The following is a 21,876-nucleotide window of genomic DNA, read 5'->3' as shown; positions in this document are numbered from 1 at the left end:
GTCATCATGGATCGATTCAACGCCATGCGCGTGTTCACCCGTATCGTCGAACTGGGCAGTTTTGCCAGAGCAGCCGAGAGTCTGCACATGCCGCGTGCCTCGGTGACGATCCTGATCAAACAGCTGGAAGCGCATTTGGGCGTACAGCTTTTGCAACGGACGACGCGTCAGGTCAGTGCCACCCCGGACGGCAAGGCCTATTACCAGCGCTGCGTCAGCCTGTTGGCCGATCTGGACGATGCCGAGGCATCGTTCTCGGCGACCGGGGCCGAGCCCAAGGGGCTGTTGCGTGTCGATCTGCCGGTCAGTCTGGGGCGCATGATCATCATCCCGGCGTTGCCTGAATTCAGCCGGCGCTATCCGCAGATCCGTCTTGAGATCGGCATGAGTGACAGGCCGGTGGATCTGATCCGCGAAGGCGTGGACTGCGTGTTGCGTGCCGGCGCGGCACTGGATGAAACACTGGTGGCCAGGCCACTGGGCAGTCTGACCCAGATTACCTGCGCCAGTCGTGAGTATCTGGAGCAGCACGGCACGCCACTGAACCTGCAGGAGCTCGTGCAACATCAAGTAATCGAATATTTTTCGACCAGCACTGGCAAGCGTTATGGGCTGGAGTTCATGGCCGATGGCATGGGCGTTGAACATGCATCGGCCTGCTCGATCGCTGTCAACAGTGCCGATGGCTATGTCGCGGCGTGCGAAGCCGGATTCGGCCTGATTCAGGTGCCGCGCTACCATGTCGCCGCGCAATTGCGCAGCGGTGTACTGGTGGAAGTATTGCGATTGCATCGTCCGCCGCCGCTGCCACTGACGGCGCTTTACCCCCCGCATCGACAGTTATCACGACGGGTCAGGGTATTCGTTGATTGGCTGGTGGAATTGTGTGCCCACACAGATATTAGGGACAGACTGGTTTCCTGAAAAAAATTCAGAATTATCCCATATAGGCCGCGGCACACTTTCGTGTTTAACTTCCGGCTCTTTCATCCATTTTGAAAAGGAACGTGTTTCATGGCTCAAGTGACCCTCAAAGGCAGCCCCGTTCAGGTCAGTGGCAACCTGCCTGAAGTCGGTAGCAAGGCACACGATTTCACGCTGGTTGGCGCAGGTCTTGCGGATAAAACCCTGGCTTCCTTCGCCGGCAAGCGCAAGGTATTGAACATCTTCCCTAGCGTCGATACGCCGACCTGTGCCACTTCGGTACGTAAATTCAACACCCAGGCCAATGACCTGAGCAACGCCGTGGTTCTGTGCATCTCGGCTGACCTGCCGTTCGCCCAGGCCCGGTTCTGCGGCTCCGAAGGGCTGGAGAATGTCCAGAACCTGTCCTCGTTCCGCAGTGCTGATTTTGCTCAGAATTATGGTGTTGCCGTTGCAGACGGCCCGCTCGCGGGTCTGACTGCGCGCGCCGTGGTAGTGCTGGACGAAAACGACAAAGTGCTGCACAGCGAACTGGTTGCCGAGATCGGTAGCGAGCCCAACTATGACGCTGCATTGGCTGTGCTGAAGTAACTTTCCGCAACCTGTCGACGGCCTGAATCCGCTCAGGCCGTTTTTTTGTTTGTGCTTCATACGTTTATCCAAAGTAAGCGCTTGGTAAAGGCGCTTTGCTTGTAACGTAACTGTGCTTATTGTTCAGCCTTCTGAACAAACCCCCACCTGTAATGGTTGATTTATTCATGCAATCGTCTGGCTCCCGTAAATCCCGTCGCTGGTTGATCAGTTTGTTGGTCCTGTTGGTCATTGTCGCCTTGTGCTGGTGGTTCTGGCCTGCGTCCACTTCCGGCAAGGGGGCCGATAGCAACAAGAAGCCTGCAACGAGCGGGATGGCACGTCCTGGCTTCGGCGGATCGGCTGTCGCGGTTCCGGTGCGTGTGGCCCCGGCTACCGAAGGTGATTTTCCGATCTACTACAAAGCGCTTGGCACCGTGACGGCGATGAACACCATCAATGTGCGCAGCCGCGTGGCAGGGGAGCTGGTGAAGATTTATTTCCAGGAAGGGCAGATGGTCAAGGCGGGTGATCTGCTGGCTGAAATCGATCCGCGCAGCTATCAGGTGGCGTTGCAGCAGGCCGAAGGTACGCTGGCCACCAACCAGGCGCTGCTCAAGAACGCTCAGCTCGACGTGCAGCGTTACCGAGGCTTGTTTGCCGAGGACAGCATCGCCAAGCAGACCCTCGACACTGCCGAGTCGCTGGTCAATCAATACAAGGGCACGATCAAGACCAATCAGGCTGCTGTGGCTGACGCAAAACTCAGCCTGGACTTCAGTCGCATCCGTGCCCCGATTGCCGGGCGTGTCGGCCTCAAACAGCTGGACGTGGGCAATCTGGTTGCCGCAAATGATACGACAGCACTGGTGGTGATTACCCAGACTCAGCCTATTTCCGTGGCGTTCACGCTGCCTGAAAAAGACCTGTCGAAAGTCATTTCCCGCTACCGCACCGGCGACAAGCTACCCGTTGAAGCCTGGGACCGTGGCGATACGAAGATGCAGGCTACCGGCGTACTGGCCAGTCTAGACAACCAGATCGACGTGGCCACCGGCACACTGAAGTTCAAGGCGCGTTTCGATAACAGCGACGAGGTCCTGTTTCCCAATCAGTTTGTCAACGTGCGGCTGCGCGCCGACACGCTGAAAAAAGTCACGCTCGTGCCGACCGCGGCCGTGCAGTTCGGCACCGATGGGACCTTTGTCTATGTGCTGGACGGTGACAAGAAGGTCAAGCTCAAGCTGCTCAAGACCGGCCCGAGCGACGAGACATCCACGGTGATCACCGAAGGCCTGGCGGCCGGCGAGCGGGTGGTGCTTGAGGGCACCGACCGTCTGCGCGACGGTGCCGAAGTCGAAGTCGTCAACGACAGCAAGGAAGTGCCGGCTGGCCCGGCTCAGAAGCTGCAAGGCAAGCCTGACAGCAAGACCGACAAGTCGGCGGCGCTCGGCAAGGTGGAAAAACCAAACGTATGAACATGTCGCGCCTGTTCATCCTGCGTCCGGTTGCCACCACACTGAGTATGTTGGCAATCGTCCTGGCGGGTCTGATCGCCTATACCTTGCTACCGGTTTCGGCGTTGCCCCAGGTCGACTATCCGACCATTCGGGTGATGACCCTGTACCCAGGTGCCAGCCCGCAGGTGATGACCAGCTCCGTGACTGCGCCTCTGGAACGTCAATTCGGACAGATGCCCGGCCTGACCCAGATGGCCTCGACCAGTTCGGGCGGTGCGTCAGTCATTACGTTGCGCTTCAGCCTTGAAATCAATATGGATGTGGCCGAGCAGCAGGTGCAGGCGGCGATCAACGCGGCCACCAACCTGCTGCCAACCGACCTGCCAGCGCCTCCGGTCTACAACAAGGTCAACCCGGCCGACACACCGGTTCTGACCCTGGCGATCACCTCGAAAACCATGTTGTTGCCCAAGCTCAATGATCTGGTCGATACGCGCATGGCGCAGAAGATCTCGCAGATCAGCGGCGTGGGCATGGTCAGCATTGCCGGCGGGCAGCGGCAGGCGGTCCGGATCAAGGTCAACCCGGAGGCGCTGGCCGCCAACAGCCTAAACCTGTCCGACGTGCGTACCCTGATCAGCGCCTCCAACGTCAACCAGCCGAAGGGCAACTTCGACGGGCCGACCCGGGTGTCGATGCTGGATGCCAACGATCAGCTGAAGTCTCCGGAGGAGTACGCCAACCTGATTCTGGCCTACAAGGATGGCGCACCTTTGCGCCTGAAGGATGTCGCCGAAATCGTCGATGGTGCCGAAAACGAGCGGCTCGCGGCCTGGGCCAATCGGAGTCAGGCAGTACTACTGAACATCCAGCGTCAGCCGGGTGCCAACGTCATCGAGGTGGTCGACCGGATCAAGGCGTTGCTGCCGTCGATCACCGAAAACCTTCCGGCCGGCCTTGACGTCGTGGTCCTGACGGACCGCACGCAGACGATCCGCGCGTCGGTGACCGATGTTCAGCACGAGTTGCTGATCGCGATCATCCTGGTGGTGCTGGTCACGTTCCTGTTCCTGCGTCGTTTCAGCGCGACGATCATTCCCTCGATTGCCGTTCCACTGTCACTGGTAGGCACGTTCGGTGTGATGTACCTGGCAGGCTTTTCGGTCAACAACCTGACGCTGATGGCCATGACCATCGCGACCGGTTTCGTTGTCGATGACGCCATCGTCATGCTGGAAAACATCTCCCGGCATATCGAAGAGGGCGAAACGCCCTTGCAGGCCGCACTCAAGGGCGCGAAGCAGATCGGTTTCACCCTCATTTCCCTGACACTGTCACTGATTGCGGTATTGATCCCGCTGTTGTTCATGGCCGACGTGGTAGGGCGGCTGTTCCGCGAGTTCGCGATAACCCTGGCGGTCGCGATATTGATATCGCTGGTGGTCTCGCTGACCCTGACGCCGATGATGTGCGCGCGCTTGCTAAAGCGCGAGCCCAAGGAAGAAGAGCAGAGCCGCTTTTACCGGGCCAGCGGTGCCTGGATCGACTGGCTGATCGACATCTACGCGGGCAGGCTGCGCTGGGTGCTCAAGCATCAGCCACTGACCCTGCTGGTTGCCTTGGCCACCCTGGCACTGACGGTGCTGCTGTACATCGTCGTACCCAAAGGCTTCTTCCCGGTGCAGGACACCGGAGTGATCCAGGGCATTTCGGAAGCGCCACAGTCGGTCTCGTTCGCAGCGATGAGCCAGCGTCAGCAGGCACTTGCCGACATCATTCTCAAGGACCCGGCGGTGGTCAGTCTGTCGTCCTACATCGGTGTGGACGGTGACAACGCCACGCTGAACAGCGGGCGTCTGCTGATCAACCTCAAGCCCCACGGAGCACGGGACCTGACCGCGTCCGAGGTGATCCAGCGCCTGCAGCCCGAGGTCGACAAGCTGTCGGATATCCGTCTGTTCATGCAGCCAGTGCAGGACCTGACCATTGAAGACCGGGTCAGTCGTACCCAGTATCAATTCAGCATGTCGTCGCCTGACGCCGAACTGCTGACGTTGTGGAGCGAAAAGCTGGTAGACGCGCTCGGCAAGCGGCCCGAACTGAGGGATGTGGCCAGCGACCTGCAGGACAAAGGTTTGCAGGTGTACCTGAACATTGATCGTGATGCGGCCAGCCGGGTCGGGGTCACGGTTGCGAACATCACCGATGCGCTGTACGACGCCTTCGGTCAGCGCCAGATATCCACCATCTATACGCAGGCCAGCCAGTACCGCGTGGTGCTGCAGGCTGCCTCGGGCAGCGAGCTCGGTCCGGCGGCGCTGGAGCAGATCCACGTCAAGACCACCGATGGTGCACAGGTGAAGCTGTCCAGCCTGGCGCGTGTCGAGCAGCGCCAGGCTCAGTTGGCCATCGCGCACCTTGGGCAGTTTCCGGCGGTGATGATGTCGTTCAACCTGGCGCCCGACATCGCCCTGGGCAAGGCGGTGAAGGTGATCGAGGAGGTCGAGCAGGAGATCGGCATGCCGATTGGCGTGCAGACCCAGTTTCAGGGCGCAGCCGAAGCGTTTCAGGCGTCATTGTCCAGCACGCTGCTGCTGATTCTGGCGGCGGTGGTCACCATGTATATCGTGCTGGGCGTGCTCTATGAGAGCTACATTCACCCGATCACCATCCTCTCGACCCTGCCGTCGGCAGCGGTGGGGGCCTTGCTGGCTCTGCTGATCAGCGGCAACGATCTGGGGATGATTGCGATCATCGGCATCATTCTATTGATCGGTATCGTCAAGAAGAACGCGATCATGATGATCGACTTCGCGCTCGACGCTGAGCGCAACCGCGGTGTTGCGCCCGAGCAGGCGATCTACGACGCGGCGCTGTTGCGCTTCCGACCGATTCTCATGACCACCCTGGCAGCGTTGTTCGGCGCCATCCCGCTGATGCTCGCCAGTGGTTCCGGCGCCGAATTGCGGCAACCACTTGGGCTGGTGATGGTAGGCGGGCTGTTGCTCAGCCAAGTCCTGACACTGTTCACCACGCCGGTCATCTACCTGTACTTCGACCGCCTTGGCCGTCGCTGGAGTCGCAAGCCTGCCGATCCGGACCGACTGGAACGGGCTGACGCATGAATCTCTCAGCGCCATTCATCAGCCGCCCCGTCGCGACCGTTCTGCTGAGCCTGGCGATCATGCTGCTCGGCGCGGTGAGCTTTCGCTTATTGCCGGTGGCACCGTTGCCAAACATGGATTTCCCGGTGATCGTGGTCTCGGCCAGTCTCGCGGGTGCCAGCCCTGAGGTGATGGCGTCCACGGTGGCAACGCCGCTGGAGCGGTCGCTGGGCAGCATTGCCGGCATCAACACCATGACCAGCAATTCAAGCCAGGGTACGACACGGATCATTCTGCAGTTCGACCTTGATCGCGACATCAACGGCGCTGCCCGGGAGGTGCAGGCGGCGATCAATGCCTCACGCAACCTGCTGCCCAGCGGGATGCGCAGCATGCCGACCTACAAGAAGGTCAACCCGTCCCAGGCGCCTATCATGGTCTTGTCGATGACCTCGACAGTGCTGGAAAAGGGCCAGCTTTACGACCTGGCGTCCACCATCCTGTCGCAGAGCCTGTCGCAGGTTTCCGGGGTCGGCGAAGTGCAGATCGGCGGCAGCTCGCTGCCTGCTGTGCGTATCGAACTGGAGCCGCAGATGCTCTCCCAGTACGGTGTATCGCTCGACGACGTGCGCACGGCGATCACCAGCACCAACGTAAGACGGCCGAAGGGCTTTGTGGAGGACGACCAGCATAACTGGCAGGTGCAGGCCAACGACCAGCTGGAAACCGCCGAGGATTATGCGCCGCTGATCATTCGCTACAAGGACGGAGCGACGTTGCGCCTGAAGGACGTGGCGAAAGTCAGCGACGCCGTGGAAGACCGTTACAACAGCGGGTTCTACAACAATGACCGTGCCGTGCTGCTGGTCGTCAACCGCCAGGCGGGGGCCAACATCATTGAAACCGTGGCGCAGATCAAGGCGCAGTTGCCCGCGCTGCGAGCGGTGCTGCCGGCCAGTGTCAGCCTCAATATCGCGATGGACCGCTCGCCGGTGATCAAGGCGACGCTGCATGAAGCCGAAATGACCCTGCTGATTGCCGTCGTGCTGGTGGTGATGGTGGTGTTCCTGTTTCTCGGCAGTTTTCGCGCCTCGCTGATCCCCACCCTGGCGGTTCCGGTTTCGCTGGTCGGCACCTTTGCGATCATGCACCTGTTCGGTTTCTCGCTGAACAACCTGTCACTGATGGCGTTGATCCTCGCCACCGGTCTGGTGGTGGACGACGCCATCGTCGTGCTGGAAAACATATCCCGGCATATTCACAACGGCCTCGACCCCATGAAAGCGGCTTTTCTGGGCGCCAAGGAGGTGGGGTTCACCTTGCTGTCGATGAACGTCTCGCTGGTCGCGGTGTTCATTTCCATCCTGTTCATGGGCGGTCTGGTCGAAAGTCTGTTTCGCGAGTTTTCCATCACCTTGTCGGTGGCGATCATCGTCTCGCTGATCGTGTCCCTGACCCTGACGCCGATGTTGTGCGCGCGCTGGTTGAAGCCGCGCGAAGCCCATGGGGAAAACGCCTTTCAGCGCTGGAGCGAGCGGGTCAACGATCGAATGGTGGCAGGCTACGACCGCTCGCTGGGCTGGGTGATGCGGCATCGACGGCTGACGCTGCTCAGTCTGCTGGTCACGGTGGTGGTCAATATCGCGCTGTATGTGGTTGTGCCCAAGACCTTTCTGCCGCAACAGGACACCGGGCAACTGATGGGTTTCGTACGCGGTGACGACGGCCTTTCGTTTTCGGTCATGCAGCCTAAAATGGAGACTTTCCGCCTGTCGATTCTCGCTGACCCTGCGGTGGAAAGCGTTGCCGGTTTTATCGGTGGCAGCGGTGGCACCAATAACGCCTTCATGATCGTGCGCCTCAAGCCGATTTCCGAGCGCAAGCTGTCTGCCGAGAAAGTGGTCGAGCGTCTGCGCAAGAACATGCCGCATGTGCCGGGCGGCAGGCTGTTCCTGGCCCCGGATCAGGACCTGCAACTGGGCGGCGGTCGCGAGCAGACCAGTTCGCAGTATCAATACATCGTGCAGAGCGCTGACCTGGGCAGCCTGCGTCTGTGGTACCCGAAGATCGTCGCAGCGCTCAAGTCGGTACCCGAGCTGACCGCCATCGACGCACGGGAAGGGCGCGGAGCACAGCAGGTGACCCTGGTGGTCAACCGTGACACGGCCAAGCGGCTGGGTATCGATATGAACATGGTCACGGCAGTGCTCAACAACGCTTACAGCCAGCGCCAGGTATCGACCATCTATGACAGCCTCAACCAGTACAAGGTGGTGATGGAGGTCAATCCAAAATACGCCCAGGACCCGGTGACGCTGGAGCAGGTTCAGGTCATTACCGCGGACGGGCAGCGTGTACCGCTGTCGAGTATCGCCCATTACGAGCGCAGTCTGGCCAACGACCGGGTATCGCATGACGGTCAGTTCGCGGCCGAAAACATTTCCTTCGATCTGGCCGAAGGCGCCAGCCTCGACAAAGCCACTGTGGCGATAGAGCGGGCGATTGCCGCCATCGGTCTGCCGTCCGACATCATTTCCAAGATGGCCGGGACCGCCAACGCCTTCGCTTCCACGCAGAAGAGTCAGCCGTGGATGATCCTCGGTGCGTTGCTGGCGGTGTACCTGGTGCTGGGAATCCTCTATGAAAGCTACATTCATCCGCTGACGATCCTCTCGACGCTTCCGTCCGCAGGGGTTGGCGCATTGCTGACGATCTACGTGCTGGGCAGCGAGTTCAGTCTGATCTCCCTGTTGGGCCTGTTCCTGCTGATTGGCGTGGTCAAGAAAAACGCGATCATGATGATCGACCTTGCCCTGCACCTGGAGCGCGAACAGGGAATGACGCCGCAAGAGTCAATCCGTAGCGCCTGTCTGCAGCGCCTGCGGCCCATTCTGATGACTACGATGGCCGCCATCCTGGGCGCCTTGCCATTGCTGCTGAGCACCGCCGAAGGCGCGGAAATGCGCAAGCCGCTGGGCTTGACCATCATCGGCGGCCTGATCTTCAGCCAGGTCCTGACCCTCTATACCACCCCTGTGGTTTACCTTTATCTCGACCGTCTGCGCCATCGTTACAACAAATGGCGTGGCGTGCGTACCGATGCTGCTCTGGAAACTCCGCTATGACCGAACGCCTGGTATTCACCTCCCGCCCGACAGGGCTGATTCGTCCATTCGCGCTGGGGCTTTGTGTGGTGCTGCTCAGCGCCTGCGCTGTGGGTCCGGATTACCAGAAGCCGTCGATGGCTGCACCCGCGCAGTTCAAGGCTGCGCAGGGCTGGCGTGCGGCCACGCCGAGTGACGGGATGGCCAAAGGTGCGTGGTGGGAGGTCTACAAGGACCCGCAACTGAACGCGCTGGTCGAGCGCCTCAACACGTCCAACCAGACCGTCGCCCAGTACGATGCGCAGTATCGACAGGCACAGACACTGGTGCGCAGCTCCAGGGCTGCCTTCCTGCCGACCCTCGACCTTACGACTGGCAAGACGCGCTCGGGGCAGGGCACAGGCACGTCGAATAGCGGCACGAGTGCCTCCGGGATTCGCAACAGCTACAACGCGCAACTGGGCGTCAGTTGGGAGGCCGATGTCTGGGGCAAGCTGCGTCGCGGGCTGGAGGCGGACACCGCCAATGCTCAGGCAAGTCTTGCCGACCTGGCGGCGATGCGCCTGAGTCTACAATCGGAGCTGGTACAGAATTACCTGCAATTGCGCGTGATCGATGAACAGAAACGCCTGCTGGAATCCACGGTGGATGCCTACCAGCGCTCCCTGACCCTGACGCAGAACCAGTACCGCGCCGGTATTTCCGGAAGTGACGCTGTCGCGCAGGCGCAGACGCAGTTGAAAAGCACCCAGGCCGACCTGATCGATCTGGCCTGGCAGCGTGCGCAGTATGAGAATGCCATCGCCGTCCTGATGGGGATGGCGCCGGCAGACTTCAATCTGCCCGCCACCACCTCGATTCCGCAGTTGCCGCAGATCCCGCCAGGCCTGCCTTCGCAGTTGCTTGAACGCCGCCCTGACATTGCCGCCGCCGAGCGCTCGGTGATGGGTGCCAATGCCAACATTGGCGTGGCCAAGGCCGCTTACTATCCGGATTTCACATTGAGCATGAGCGGCGGTTACAGCAGCAGTACCTTTGCCAACTGGATCAGCCTGCCTAACCGCTTCTGGTCGGTGGGCCCGCAACTGGCGCTGACCCTGTTCGACGGTGGCAGGCGCTCGGCCGAAGTCGATCGTACCGAAGCCGTGTATGACCAGACTGTCGCCCAGTACCGGCAGACCGTGCTGAACGGTTTTCAGGAAGTCGAGAACTATCTGGTTCAGCTCAAGGTATACGAGCAGGAAGCTGCGGTACGCCAGGAAGCGCTGGTCTCGGCTCGTGATTCGCTGCGCCTGACCAACAATCAATACAAGGCCGGTCTGATTGGTTACCTGGACGTCGTCAATGTTCAGGCCACCGCATTGAGCAACGAGCGCAGTGTGCTCAGCGTGCTGCAAAGCAGGTTGATTGCCAGCGTTCAATTGATCGCCGCACTGGGCGGAGGCTGGAATGCCGAGACAGGTTTGACGCTCCAGGAATGAGTATTTCGGGTTCAAAAAGCAGTTTTCCAGTGAACTGTTCGCATTAATCGAAAAAATAATAGCTACTCGCCATCTTTTCGACCGGCTGCCGCGACATTTGGCCGCTAATGCGTACAATCACCCGCACAAGATCGGCATGGACGCGCTCATTGGTTTCCAGGTGCGTTTATGTTGATTGGCAGCTACATCCCTTCACTCGTCGTTATCTCGATTCTCGTCGCTATTCTTGCCGCGTATACGGCCCTCGATCTGGTGGGCCGCATCGTTTCGGCCAGGGGCCGTGCTGTCCACTTATGGACTGCGGGCGGCGCTATCGCGATGGGCGTTGGCACCTGGTCGACACATTTCATCGGTATGCTGGCGTTCGTATTGCCCATCGACCTGGGCTACGACGTGCCACTGGTGCTGCTTTCGCTGTTGATCGCCATCGGCTTTTCAGGGTTCGCCCTGTGGCTCGCCACCCAGCCTAGATTGCCCGCGCTGCAACTGAGCCTGGGTGCGGTGTTGCTGGGGCTTGGCATCAGCGCCATGCACTACACCGGCATGGCTGCAATGCGCATGCAGCCTGGCATTCAATATACGCCGTGGCTGTTCGTGCTTTCTGTGGTCATTGCTATCGCTGCGTCTGCGGCAGCATTGCGCATAGCCTTCCATCTTCGCCAGCAGCGCCCCAGGGTCTACCTGCTACGCGCCTCGGCGGCGCTGTTGCTGGGGCTGGCTGTCATCGGCATGCATTACACCGGCATGGCCGCTGCGAATTTTGCCGATGGCAGCTTTTGCGGTGCGCTGCCGCAAGGGCTGAGCAGTAACGGGCTGGACCGAATCGTACTGGTCGCCAGCCTGTCGATTCTGGGAATTGCACTGTTCAGCTGTATTCTCGACTCCCATCTGGAAACACGTACCGCCGTGCTGGCCGATTCCCTGACGGAGGCCAATCTGGAACTGACCCACCTGGCCCTGCACGACAACCTGACCGGTTTGCCAAACCGGGCGCTGTTGACGGAACGCATCGATCGGGCCATGAAAAGGGCAGTTGAGACGGGTGGTTGCTTTGCGCTGATGTTCATGGACCTCGATGGCTTCAAGCCGGTCAATGATGCGTTCGGCCACCATATCGGCGACTTGCTGTTGCGGCAGGTCGCTTTGCGTCTTCGCAACAGTCTGCATCGACGCGATACGCTGGCCAGGGTCGGCGGCGACGAGTTTGTCCTGCTGGTGGAGCTTCAACATGCTGAAGATGCATTGGCCGTGGCAAGACGACAGGTCAGCGAAGTCGGCACGCCGTTCAACATTGGCGAACATCAGTTGCAGATATCTCTGAGCATCGGCATCTGCATGTACCCGGGCAACGGTAGCACCCAGCATGAGCTTCTGATCAATGCCGACGCGGCCATGTACCACACCAAGGCTGCCGGCAAGAACGGCTACAGCTTTTTCGATGCGTCGATGAACAGCAACGCCCGCAATCAGCTGCAGATGTCGCAGGATTTGCACAGGGCGATCAAACATCGGCAGTTCTGTATCTATTACCAGCCCAAGTTCGACGCCGTGACCGGGCTGCCCGTAGGCGCAGAAGCGTTGCTGCGCTGGAACCACCCGGAACAGGGTGTTCTGGGGCCGGACCTGTTCATTTCCATGGCGGAGAAAACCGGCCTGATCATTCAGATCGGCGAGTGGGTACTGGATGAAGCCTGTCGGCAAATGCGTGAGTGGTACACCCAGGGTTACTCGCACTGGCGTATTGCAGTCAACCTTTCAGCCTTGCAGTTCTGTCATTCCGGGCTGGTCACGGCAGTGGCGGACACACTGGCCCGGCATCAGTTGCCGGCTAACTGCCTGACTCTGGAAATCACCGAAACCACGGCGATGCATGATGCGGATGCCAGCCTGGCGGTGTTGAGAAGGCTTTCGGAGATGGGCGTGGACCTGTCGATCGATGATTTTGGCACCGGTTATTCCAGTCTGATGTACCTGAAACGACTACCCGCCAATGAAATCAAGATTGATCGAGGCTTTGTCCGCGACCTGGAGCATGACACCGACGACGCCGCCATCGTCTCGGCCATCGTCGCGGTAGGGCAGGCGTTGAATCTGCGAATAGTCGCCGAAGGCGTTGAAACCGCTGTTCAGCAGCGCTTCCTGACTCATTTGGGGTGTCACTCGCTGCAAGGCTTCCTGCTGGGTTATCCGTTGCCAGCCCAGCAGTTTCTCGAAGAAATCCGCGCCGCCGAAGCGAAAGCTGCAGTGGATGCGTCCGATACCGGGCAAGCGGCTTTCTGAAGCGCGCAGATGGCGCTTGACGGTAAAGGCTGTCACGATCCGAACCGGCTGGTTAACCTGCGAAGGTTGACTGGGTCCTGATGTCGGCCTTTGAAAAAACGAGACACTCCATGGAAAAAGTCCTCATTATCACCGGTGGTTCGCGCGGGATCGGCGCTGCCACAGCGCGTCTGGCCGCCTCACAGGGTTATCGGATCTGCATCAACTACCTGTCGGATCATACCGCTGCCGAAAAGACCGCAGGCCAGGTGAGAGCGATGGGCGCCAAGGCGATCACCGTGCAGGCCGACGTCAGCAATGAAGACGAGATCATGCGGCTGTTTGCCAGGGTCGACTCCGAACTCGGTCGTGTCACCCATTTGGTCAATAACGCGGGCACCCTGGCGCAGGCTTCGAGAGTCGAGGACATGTCGGAATTTCGCCTGTTGAAGATGATGATGAACAACGTCGTTGGCCCGATGCTGTGCAGCAAACACGCCTTGTTGCGCATGTTGCCGGCACACGGGGGGCAAGGCGGCAGCATCGTCAACGTATCGTCACTCGCGGCACGCCTGGGCTCGGCAGGCGAGTACGTCGACTATGCAGCATCCAAAGGAGCGCTGGACACCTTCACCATCGGGCTCTCCAAAGAGGTCGCGGCGGAAAACGTTCGCGTCAACGCGGTACGTCCGGGGTTCATCTTCACCGACTTTCACGCCCTGAGCGGCGATCCGTTCCGCGTCAGCAAGCTTGAAGGGGCATTGCCCATGGGCCGTGGCGGTACGGCCGAGGAAGTGGCCGAAGCCATTCTCTGGTTGCTGTCGGACAATGCGTCTTACGCCACGGGAACGTTCATCGATGTGGCGGGAGGGCGCTGAAGGCGTCCATGGTCGGGCAGACGCCTTCAGATCCCGCTTACTGAGTCGTCACACCGTGACCGGGGGCGCATTGGCGGGCGGGTCGCCAACTGGCTTCTCATTGGGTGGCGGTGTGGATGGCGGCGGCTCCTTTTCGGGCACTGGATTGGGCAGGGCGGGGTCATCGATGTTTGGATCGGGTACTTCTACCGGGTTGGGTAAGGTCATGGTTGCTGCCTCCTTGTCGACCCTGTTTACGACCGCCCGGCGTGGCCGATGATTCAATTGATTTACTTCCCGCCACAGTCACCCCGTTGATCCGCTCGATGACTGCTTTATCTCTGCGCACGACCAGCAAACATCCTCAAAACCTTTGAACTTTACCCTCGTTGACCGCTCGGAACCTAGTCAGCGGAAATAGACGAGTCGCCAGCACAGTGCGATCGTACGCTGCCATACCGTCAATTTTTCCATTGCATGGAATGCACAGGAGCGTCCCTGGGGCGTGAGGAGTGATGCTCGATGAATGAACAGCCATACGGTCCGGATTCCCTGGCCACCGATGTCCCGCAAGCAACCCTTCCGCTATCACTGACCCAGGCGCTGCAATTACCCCGCATCGTGATTGAAGACACGTTGCCGGTGATTGACGGTGGCTTGTTCGCGGCCAAGGCGATCATCGGGCAACCGGTTACCGTGACCAGCAAGGTCTATGCCGATGGGCACGACAAGATGGCGGTCAATATCCGCTGGCGTGCTGCCGATGAAGAACACTGGCACAGCGCGCCAATGCGCGAGCTGGGCAATGACAGCTGGGTTGGTGAATTCACCCCGACCTCGGTCAGCCGCCATGTGTTTCGCCTCGAAGCCTGGATCGATCAGTTCGGCAGCTATCGTTATGAGCTGGAGAAGAAGTTCGGCGCCGGCGTTCCTGTCGATCTGGAACTGGAAGAGGGCCGCATTCATCTGGTGCACGCCGCCGAGCGCAGCCAGAACGAGCAGCGTCAGCAGATCGAAAGTCTCCTGGGCCAGCTTGAACAGGGCGATAAAGACGAGAAAGTCGCGCTGCTGTTGCACAGCGAAACCGCCAGCCTGATGAAGCTGGCCGACAATCAGGCCTTCCTCAGCCGCAGCGTCGAGTTCCCACTGGACGTCGAGCGTGAGCTGGCACAGTTTGCCAGCTGGTACGAGCTGTTTCCCCGTTCGATGACCGACGATCCGGCGCGCCACGGTACGTTCAACGACGTCCATTCGCGTCTGCCGACCATTCGCGACATGGGCTTTGACGTGCTGTATTTTCCGCCGATTCATCCTATCGGCCGCGCCCACCGCAAGGGCCCGAACAACTCCCTGACCGCAGGCCCCGATGATCCGGGCAGCCCTTATGCAATCGGCAGCGAGGATGGGGGCCATGAAGCCATTCACCCACAGCTGGGCAGTCGTGAAGATTTCCGTAACCTTGTGAAAGCTGCAGCCGACCATGGCTTGGAAATCGCGCTGGATTTCGCCATCCAGTGTTCCCAGGATCACCCGTGGCTCAAGCAGCATCCGGGCTGGTTCTCGTGGCGTCCGGACGGCACGATCCGTTATGCGGAAAACCCGCCGAAAAAGTATCAGGACATCGTCAACGTCGACTTCTACGCACCAGACGCCATCCCCGGCCTGTGGACGGAGTTGCGCGACATCGTTCTGGGCTGGGTCAACGAAGGCGTGAAAATCTTCCGTGTCGACAACCCGCACACCAAACCGCTGCCGTTCTGGCAGTGGATGATCGGCGAAGTACGCAGTCAGCACCCTGAGGTAATGTTCCTGGCCGAAGCCTTTACCAAGCCGGCAATGATGGCGCGGCTGGGCAAGGTCGGTTACAGCCAGAGTTACACCTATTTCACCTGGCGCAACACCAAGGCGGAACTGTCCGAGTATTTCACCCAGCTCAATGAAGTCCCTTGGCGCGACTGTTATCGTCCGAATTTCTTTGTCAACACGCCTGACATCAACCCGCGCTTCCTGCACGAGTCCGGGCGTCCCGGCTTTCTGATCCGGGCGGCACTGGCCACTATGGGGTCCGGGCTGTGGGGTATGTATTCGGGGTTCGAACTCTGCGAAGCGGCACCGATTCCCGGCAAGGAAGAGTATCTGGACTCGGAGAAGTACGAGATTCGGGTTCGCGATTACGCGGCACCGGGCAACATCATTGCCGAAATCGCTCAACTCAACCGCATTCGTCGGCAGAACCCTGCGCTGCAAACGCACCTGGGTCTGAAGCTGTACAACGCGTGGAACGACAACATCCTGTATTTCGGCAAGCGCTCGGCGGACGGCAGCAACTTCATTCTGGTTGCCATCAACCTCGACCCATACAACGCACAGGAAGCGGATTTCGAGTTGCCGCTGTGGGAAATGGGCCTGCCAGATGACGCCGCTACGTCGGGTGAAGACCTGATGACCGGTCACCGCTGGACCTGGTACGGCAAGTACCAGCACACGCGTCTCGATCCAGCTCAACCGTTTGGAATCTGGCGTATCCAGGCCGCGCAATAACACTCCCGAGGAGTCAATAATGGCCAAAAAGCCCGGTGACGCGACATTTATCAAAGACCCGCTCTGGTACAAGGATGCGGTGATTTATCAGGTTCACGTGAAATCGTTCTTTGATTCCAATAACGACGGAATCGGCGATTTCGCAGGCTTGATCGAAAAGCTCGACTACATTGCTGCGCTGGGCGTCAACACCATCTGGTTGTTGCCGTTCTATCCGTCGCCGCGCCGGGACGATGGCTACGACATTTCCGAATACCGCGACGTGCACAGCGACTACGGCACCATGGCCGACGCCAAGCGTTTCATCGCCCAGGCACACAAGCGCGGCCTGCGAGTGATCAGCGAGCTGGTCATCAACCACACGTCCGACCAGCATCCATGGTTCCAGAAAGCCCGCAATGCCAAGCCCGGTTCCAAGGCGCGGGATTTCTATGTGTGGTCGGACACTGATCAGAAGTACGACGGCACGCGGATCATCTTTCTCGATACCGAAACGTCCAACTGGACCTGGGACCCGGTTGCCGGTCAGTACTTCTGGCACCGTTTCTACTCCCACCAGCCGGACCTGAATTTCGACAATCCGCACGTGCTGGATGCGGTTCTGGAAGTCATGCGCTTCTGGCTGGATCTGGGTATCGACGGTTTGCGTCTGGATGCCATCCCGTACCTCATCGAGCGGGACGGAACCAACAACGAGAACCTGCCGGAAACCCATCAGGTGCTCAAGCGCATTCGTGCCGAGATCGACGCGAACTACCCGGACCGGATGCTGCTGGCCGAGGCCAATCAATGGCCGGAAGACACCCAGCTGTATTTTGGCGACAGCAAAGGCCCGGATGGCGATGAATGTCATATGGCTTTTCACTTTCCATTGATGCCACGCATGTACATGGCGCTGGCCCAGGAAGATCGTTTTCCGATCACCGATATTTTGCGGCAGACGCCGGAAATCCCGGAAAACTGCCAGTGGGCGATTTTCCTGCGCAACCACGATGAGCTGACCCTGGAAATGGTCACCGATCGTGAGCGTGACTATCTGTGGAATTACTACGCGGCCGACCGCCGTGCACGGATCAACCTGGGCATCCGTCGGCGCCTGGCACCCCTGGTGGATCGCGACCGTCGCCGGGTGGAGTTGCTCAACAGCATGCTGTTGTCGATGCCCGGCACACCGACGCTGTATTACGGCGATGAGATCGGCATGGGCGATAACATCTACCTGGGCGACCGGGACGGTGTGCGCACGCCCATGCAGTGGTCCATCGACCGCAACGGCGGTTTTTCGCGTGCCGATCCGGCCAGTCTGGTGTTGCCACCGATCATGGACCCGATGTATGGCTTTCAGTCGGTCAACGTCGAAATCCAGGAACGTGACCCGCATTCGCTGCTGAACTGGAACCGGCGCATGCTCGCCGTGCGCAAACAGCAGAAGGCCTTCGGGCGTGGCACGCTGAAAATGCTCTCGCCGTCGAACCGCCGCATTCTTGCTTATACCCGCGAATACACAGCACCTGACGGACACAGTGAAGTGGTGTTGTGTGTCGCCAACGTTTCCAGCGCCGCCCAGGCTGCAGAGCTTGAGTTGTCTGCCTATGCAGGCACGGTGCCGGTGGAAATGCTCGGCGGCAGCGCATTCCCGCCTATCGGCCAGTTAAGCTACCTGCTGACGCTGCCGCCGTACGGCTTTTACTGGTTTTTACTGGCTTCGGAGAATCAAATGCCCAGTTGGCACGTTGAACCCGCGCAGAGCATGCCGGACTTCCCGACTCTGGTGCTCAAGAAGCGTCTGGAAGAGTTGCTCGAAGAGCCACTGCGCAGCACCATGGAAAACACTTCGCTGGCGGTTTACCTGCCTAAACGGCGCTGGTTCGCGGGCAAGGACAAGGCAATCGAGAAGGTCAGCATTGCCTACGCCGTGCGCTTCGGCGATGAAGCGCATCCGGTACTGCTCAGCGAGATAGAAGTCACTGCCGGCGGGCAGACCGATCGCTATCAACTGCCGTTCGGCTTGCTGGCCGAAGACGATATCAGCAGTGCATTGCCGCAGCAGCTGGCACTGGCCCGAGTACGTCGCAACCGCGATGTCGGGTTGATCACGGATGCATTCACCCTGGAAACCTTCATCCGTGCCGTGATTCAGGGCATGCAGTCGGATACGGTCATACCCTGTGCCGACGGCGAGTTGCGTTTCGAGCAAAGCTCACAGCTGGCACCCCTCGGCCTGAACGCCGAGTCGGAAGTGCGCTACCTGTCTGCCGAGCAATCGAACAGTTCGGTAGTGGTGGGCAGCAGCCTGGTGCTCAAGCTGATTCGCAAAGTCAGCGCCGGGACACATCCCGAGCTGGAAATGGGCGCGTTCCTTACCCAGGCCGGCTTCAAGAACATTTCACCGCTGCTGGGCTCTCTGGTACGCGTCGGCAATGACGGTCAGCCCAATCTACTGATGATCGCCCAAGGGTATTTGAGCAATCAGGGCGATGCGTGGGAGTGGACCCAGAACAATCTCGAGCGTGCGGTACGCGACGAGCTGGCACATGGTGTTTCCGGCCAGGAACAGCATTACAACGCATTGCTCGAACTCGCGGACTTCTCGCGCAGTCTTGGTCAGCGCCTGGGTGAGATGCATCAGATCCTCGCGTCGCCCACTGACAATGCGGATTTTGCCGTTGAGGTCACCAGCAGCCAGGACAGTAAGGCCTCCGGGGCCAGCATCAACGCTCAGCTCGAGCGCGCCTTGCAATTGCTGGAACAGCGCATGGGCGAACTGGAGAAGGACGATCAGCAACTGGTCAAGGACTTGCTCGCGCAGCGCAAGCAGATCCGTCAGCGCGTCGAAGGCCTGGCCAAGCGCTCCGCCGGTGGCCTGCGCATTCGTGTGCATGGCGATCTGCATCTGGGGCAAGTGCTGGTGGTCAAAGGTGATGCCTACCTGATCGATTTCGAGGGTGAGCCTGCCCGCGCACTTGAAGAGCGCCGTGCCAAGCACAGCCCGTTCAAGGATGTCAGCGGTGTCCTGCGCTCCTTCGACTACGCTGCGGCGATGGCTGTACGCAGTGCGCAAAGCGTCGACACGTCGCCCGAGGCGGCCGATGCGCGCAAACGTGTGGCCGATACCTACCTGGCGCAAGCGCGGGAAACCTTTATCGAGGGTTATCGCTCGGCGACCACCGGCATTGCCCATGCCTGGAAAGATGCGAAAGGGGAGGACGCTGCACTCGAGCTGTTCACCCTTGAAAAAGCTGCTTATGAAGTGATCTACGAAGCCGAGAACCGTCCAGCCTGGCTGGCCGTTCCCTTGCAAGGCTTGCGTGGACTGCTGCAATCGTCTGATGGAGAGTCAATATGAATGCGCCTGATAAAGCCGGCACGCGCCACCGCGCGATTCCCGCTGCTGTGGACCTCGACGCGCTGATCCGTGCTGAACACCGTGACCCGTTCTCTGTACTCGGCCCGCATGGCGATGGCGGCAGCGGGCAGTACGTCCGCGCCTATCTGCCCGCAGCCTTGAGTGTCCGCCTGCTGGCCAGGGATGACGGTCGCGAACTGGGCGAGATGGAAATGAGCGAAGTGCCGGGGTTTTTCGTCGGCCACCTCGAGCATCCGCAGCCTTACCTGCTGAAAATCAACTGGGCCGGTGGTGAACAGATCACCGAGGACCCCTACAGCTTTGGCCCGCTGCTGGGCGAGATGGACCTCTACCTGTTTGCCGAGGGTAATCATCGCGACCTGAGCAGCTGTCTGGGCGCGCAGGTCACCAGCGTCGATGGCGTGGACGGTGTACGTTTTGCGGTCTGGGCGCCCAATGCGCGTCGTGTTTCGGTGGTTGGCAGCTTCAACAGTTGGGATGGCCGTCGCCATCCGATGCGCATGCGCCACCCGACCGGGGTATGGGAGATTTTCGTCCCGCGTCTGCAGCCCGGTGAGGTCTACAAGTACGAGATTCTCGGTGCTCACGGGATTCTGCCGCTGAAAAGCGACCCGATGGCTCTGGCCACCACACTACCGCCCGATACCGCGTCGAAGATCTCTGCGCCGTTGCAGTTCGAGTGGAGTGACCAGGAGTGGCTGAAATCAAGGGCGGACCGTCACGAAGTCACTGCACCGTTATCAATCTACGAGTTGCACGCCGGCTCCTGGCAAATGGAGCAGGTCGACGACAATCAATGGCGGCAGTACAACTGGCGTGAACTGGCTGATCGACTGATTCCTTACGTCAAGGAACTTGGCTTCACGCACATCGAGCTGATGCCGATCATGGAGCACCCGTTCGGTGGTTCATGGGGCTATCAACTGCTGGCCCAGTTCGCGCCCACTGCCCGTTACGGTTCGCCGGAAGATTTCGCCTTCTTCGTCGACGCCTGTCACCGCGCTGAAATCGGCGTCATTCTTGACTGGGTTCCGGCGCATTTCCCGACCGATACTCATGGTCTGGCGCAGTTCGACGGTACTTGCCTGTACGAGTACGCCGACCCTAAGGAAGGCTTCCATCAGGACTGGAACACCCTGATCTACAACCTGGGACGCACCGAGGTTCATGGCTTCATGCTGGCCTCGGCACTGCACTGGCTCAAGCATTACCACATCGACGGTCTGCGCGTGGATGCGGTAGCGTCGATGCTGTACCGCGACTATTCGCGTAATGCAGGCGAATGGGTGACGAATCGCTTCGGCGGCCGCGAAAACCTCGAGGCCATCGACTTCCTGCGTCATTTGAACGACGTGGTTGCACTGGAAGCCCCTGGGACCATGGTGATTGCCGAAGAGTCGACCGCCTGGCCGGGTGTCAGCGAGCCGACCCAGCAGGGTGGGCTTGGCTTCAATTACAAGTGGAACATGGGCTGGATGCATGACTCGCTGCATTACATGGAAGAGGACCCGATCAACCGTGGGCATCACCATGGCATGCTGACCTTCAGCCTGGTGTATGCGTGGTCCGAGCGTTTTGTACTGCCTATTTCCCACGACGAAGTGGTACACGGCAAACATTCGCTGATCGACAAGATGCCGGGTGACCGCTGGCAGAAATTCGCCAACCTGCGCGCTTATCTGTCCTTCATGTGGACGCACCCCGGCAAGAAGCTGCTGTTCATGGGCTGCGAATTCGGCCAATGGCGCGAGTGGAATCACGACAGGGAGCTGGACTGGTACTTGATGCAATATGCCGAGCACGTGGGCGTGAAGAACCTGGTCGGCGATCTGAACCGCCTCTATCGAGAGGAAAAAGCGCTTCACGAGCGCGATGCAGACCCTGCCGGCTTCCAGTGGCTGGTCGGCGATGACAGTGCCAACAGCGTGTTTGCGTACCTGCGCTGGAGTTACGACGGCGAGCCGCTGCTGGTGGTCGCCAACATGACTCCAGTGCCGCGCATGGACTACCGCCTTGGCGCACCGATGCGAGGTGCATGGACGGAGTTGCTGAACAGTGACGCGGAAACCTATGCAGGCTCCAACTTTGGCAATGGTGGCGAGGTCATGACTGAAGCCGAGCCGGCGCATGGGATGGAGGATTTGCTGGTGCTGAATCTGCCACCACTCGCGGTGCTCATCCTCAAACCGAAGAAAGACTGACCAAGTCG

At 59.8% G+C, this 21,876-nt stretch carries 12 protein-coding genes; 11 read left to right on the top strand and 1 reads right to left on the bottom strand.

The features are described from left to right. Positions 1-6 precede the first annotated feature (6 nt). The 8 genes from JOE34_RS19340 to JOE34_RS19305 all read left to right on the top strand — a co-directional run bounded on the left by JOE34_RS19340 (position 7) and on the right by JOE34_RS19305 (position 13,780). Positions 7-924, top strand: coding sequence for a LysR family transcriptional regulator (locus tag JOE34_RS19340; protein ID WP_046265931.1), 918 nt, complete (start codon positions 7-9; stop codon positions 922-924). Positions 925-1,014: 90 nt separating this feature from the next. Then, a complete protein-coding gene (tpx, locus tag JOE34_RS19335) occupies positions 1,015-1,515 on the top strand; it encodes a thiol peroxidase (RefSeq protein WP_003317607.1) in 501 nt (166 codons plus the stop codon). A gap of 152 nt (positions 1,516-1,667) precedes the next feature. Beyond that, positions 1,668-2,972, top strand: a complete 1,305-nt coding sequence (locus tag JOE34_RS19330; RefSeq protein ID WP_004417845.1) for an MdtA/MuxA family multidrug efflux RND transporter periplasmic adaptor subunit — start codon at positions 1,668-1,670, stop codon at positions 2,970-2,972. After that, on the top strand, positions 2,969-6,079 hold the full coding sequence (locus JOE34_RS19325; protein ID WP_004417844.1) for an MdtB/MuxB family multidrug efflux RND transporter permease subunit: 3,111 nt from the start codon (positions 2,969-2,971) through the stop codon (positions 6,077-6,079). The genes JOE34_RS19330 and JOE34_RS19325 overlap by 4 nt, the downstream gene beginning before the upstream one ends. Beyond that, the gene (locus tag JOE34_RS19320; RefSeq protein WP_004417843.1) at positions 6,076-9,183 is read left to right on the top strand and encodes an efflux RND transporter permease subunit; all 3,108 of its coding nucleotides are present in this window, start codon (positions 6,076-6,078) and stop codon (positions 9,181-9,183) included. The genes JOE34_RS19325 and JOE34_RS19320 overlap by 4 nt, the downstream gene beginning before the upstream one ends. Next, positions 9,180-10,643, top strand: a complete 1,464-nt coding sequence (locus tag JOE34_RS19315; RefSeq protein ID WP_004417842.1) for an efflux transporter outer membrane subunit — start codon at positions 9,180-9,182, stop codon at positions 10,641-10,643. Before JOE34_RS19320 ends, JOE34_RS19315 begins: the two co-directional genes overlap by 4 nt. 168 nt (positions 10,644-10,811) lie before the next feature. Then, positions 10,812-12,923, top strand: a complete 2,112-nt coding sequence (locus JOE34_RS19310; protein ID WP_024665495.1) for a bifunctional diguanylate cyclase/phosphodiesterase — start codon at positions 10,812-10,814, stop codon at positions 12,921-12,923. A 110-nt stretch (positions 12,924-13,033) separates the two neighbouring features. Next, a complete protein-coding gene (locus tag JOE34_RS19305; RefSeq protein WP_003420703.1) occupies positions 13,034-13,780 on the top strand; it encodes an SDR family oxidoreductase in 747 nt (248 codons plus the stop codon). Between the two features lie 48 nt (positions 13,781-13,828). Here the strand turns inward: JOE34_RS19305 and JOE34_RS19300 are convergent, their stop codons facing one another. Beyond that, the gene (locus JOE34_RS19300; protein WP_080397618.1) at positions 13,829-13,987 is read right to left on the bottom strand and encodes a hypothetical protein; all 159 of its coding nucleotides are present in this window, start codon (positions 13,985-13,987) and stop codon (positions 13,829-13,831) included. A 294-nt stretch (positions 13,988-14,281) separates the two neighbouring features. Between JOE34_RS19300 and JOE34_RS19295 the strand changes: the two genes are divergently transcribed. From JOE34_RS19295 to glgB, 3 genes are read left to right on the top strand one after another with little or no spacing between them, the layout of a single operon-like run. Beyond that, positions 14,282-16,300 (top strand): alpha-1,4-glucan--maltose-1-phosphate maltosyltransferase, encoded by a 2,019-nt coding sequence (locus JOE34_RS19295; RefSeq protein WP_016568091.1) that lies wholly within the window; start codon positions 14,282-14,284, stop codon positions 16,298-16,300. Between the two features lie 19 nt (positions 16,301-16,319). After that, a complete protein-coding gene (gene treS, locus JOE34_RS19290) occupies positions 16,320-19,646 on the top strand; it encodes a maltose alpha-D-glucosyltransferase (protein WP_099314655.1) in 3,327 nt (1,108 codons plus the stop codon). Further along, positions 19,643-21,868 (top strand): 1,4-alpha-glucan branching protein GlgB, encoded by a 2,226-nt coding sequence (gene glgB / locus JOE34_RS19285; protein WP_209996469.1) that lies wholly within the window; start codon positions 19,643-19,645, stop codon positions 21,866-21,868. The genes treS and glgB overlap by 4 nt, the downstream gene beginning before the upstream one ends. Positions 21,869-21,876 lie beyond the last annotated feature (8 nt).

The organism is Pseudomonas sp. PvP028 (genome assembly GCF_017832255.1).
GTDB classification, from domain to species: domain Bacteria; phylum Pseudomonadota; class Gammaproteobacteria; order Pseudomonadales; family Pseudomonadaceae; genus Aquipseudomonas; species Aquipseudomonas syringae.
The sequence above is the reverse complement of the archived record's forward strand: the minus strand, read 5'-3'. Positions and strand labels throughout refer to the sequence as shown.

What these genes read in the sequence shown, in the direction of transcription:
- treS (WP_099314655.1), top strand. Translation starts at nt 16,320, where the DNA reads ATGGCCAAAAAGCCCGGTGACGCGACATTTATCAAAGACCCGCTCTGG.
- JOE34_RS19300 (WP_080397618.1), bottom strand. Translation starts at nt 13,987, where the DNA reads ATGACCTTACCCAACCCGGTAGAAGTACCCGATCCAAACATCGATGAC.
- JOE34_RS19305 (WP_003420703.1), top strand. Translation starts at nt 13,034, where the DNA reads ATGGAAAAAGTCCTCATTATCACCGGTGGTTCGCGCGGGATCGGCGCT.
- JOE34_RS19315 (WP_004417842.1), top strand. Translation starts at nt 9,180, where the DNA reads ATGACCGAACGCCTGGTATTCACCTCCCGCCCGACAGGGCTGATTCGT.
- JOE34_RS19330 (WP_004417845.1), top strand. Translation starts at nt 1,668, where the DNA reads ATGGTTGATTTATTCATGCAATCGTCTGGCTCCCGTAAATCCCGTCGC.
- glgB (WP_209996469.1), top strand. Translation starts at nt 19,643, where the DNA reads ATGAATGCGCCTGATAAAGCCGGCACGCGCCACCGCGCGATTCCCGCT.
- JOE34_RS19320 (WP_004417843.1), top strand. Translation starts at nt 6,076, where the DNA reads ATGAATCTCTCAGCGCCATTCATCAGCCGCCCCGTCGCGACCGTTCTG.
- JOE34_RS19310 (WP_024665495.1), top strand. Translation starts at nt 10,812, where the DNA reads ATGTTGATTGGCAGCTACATCCCTTCACTCGTCGTTATCTCGATTCTC.
- tpx (WP_003317607.1), top strand. Translation starts at nt 1,015, where the DNA reads ATGGCTCAAGTGACCCTCAAAGGCAGCCCCGTTCAGGTCAGTGGCAAC.
- JOE34_RS19325 (WP_004417844.1), top strand. Translation starts at nt 2,969, where the DNA reads ATGAACATGTCGCGCCTGTTCATCCTGCGTCCGGTTGCCACCACACTG.
- JOE34_RS19340 (WP_046265931.1), top strand. Translation starts at nt 7, where the DNA reads ATGGATCGATTCAACGCCATGCGCGTGTTCACCCGTATCGTCGAACTG.
- JOE34_RS19295 (WP_016568091.1), top strand. Translation starts at nt 14,282, where the DNA reads ATGAATGAACAGCCATACGGTCCGGATTCCCTGGCCACCGATGTCCCG.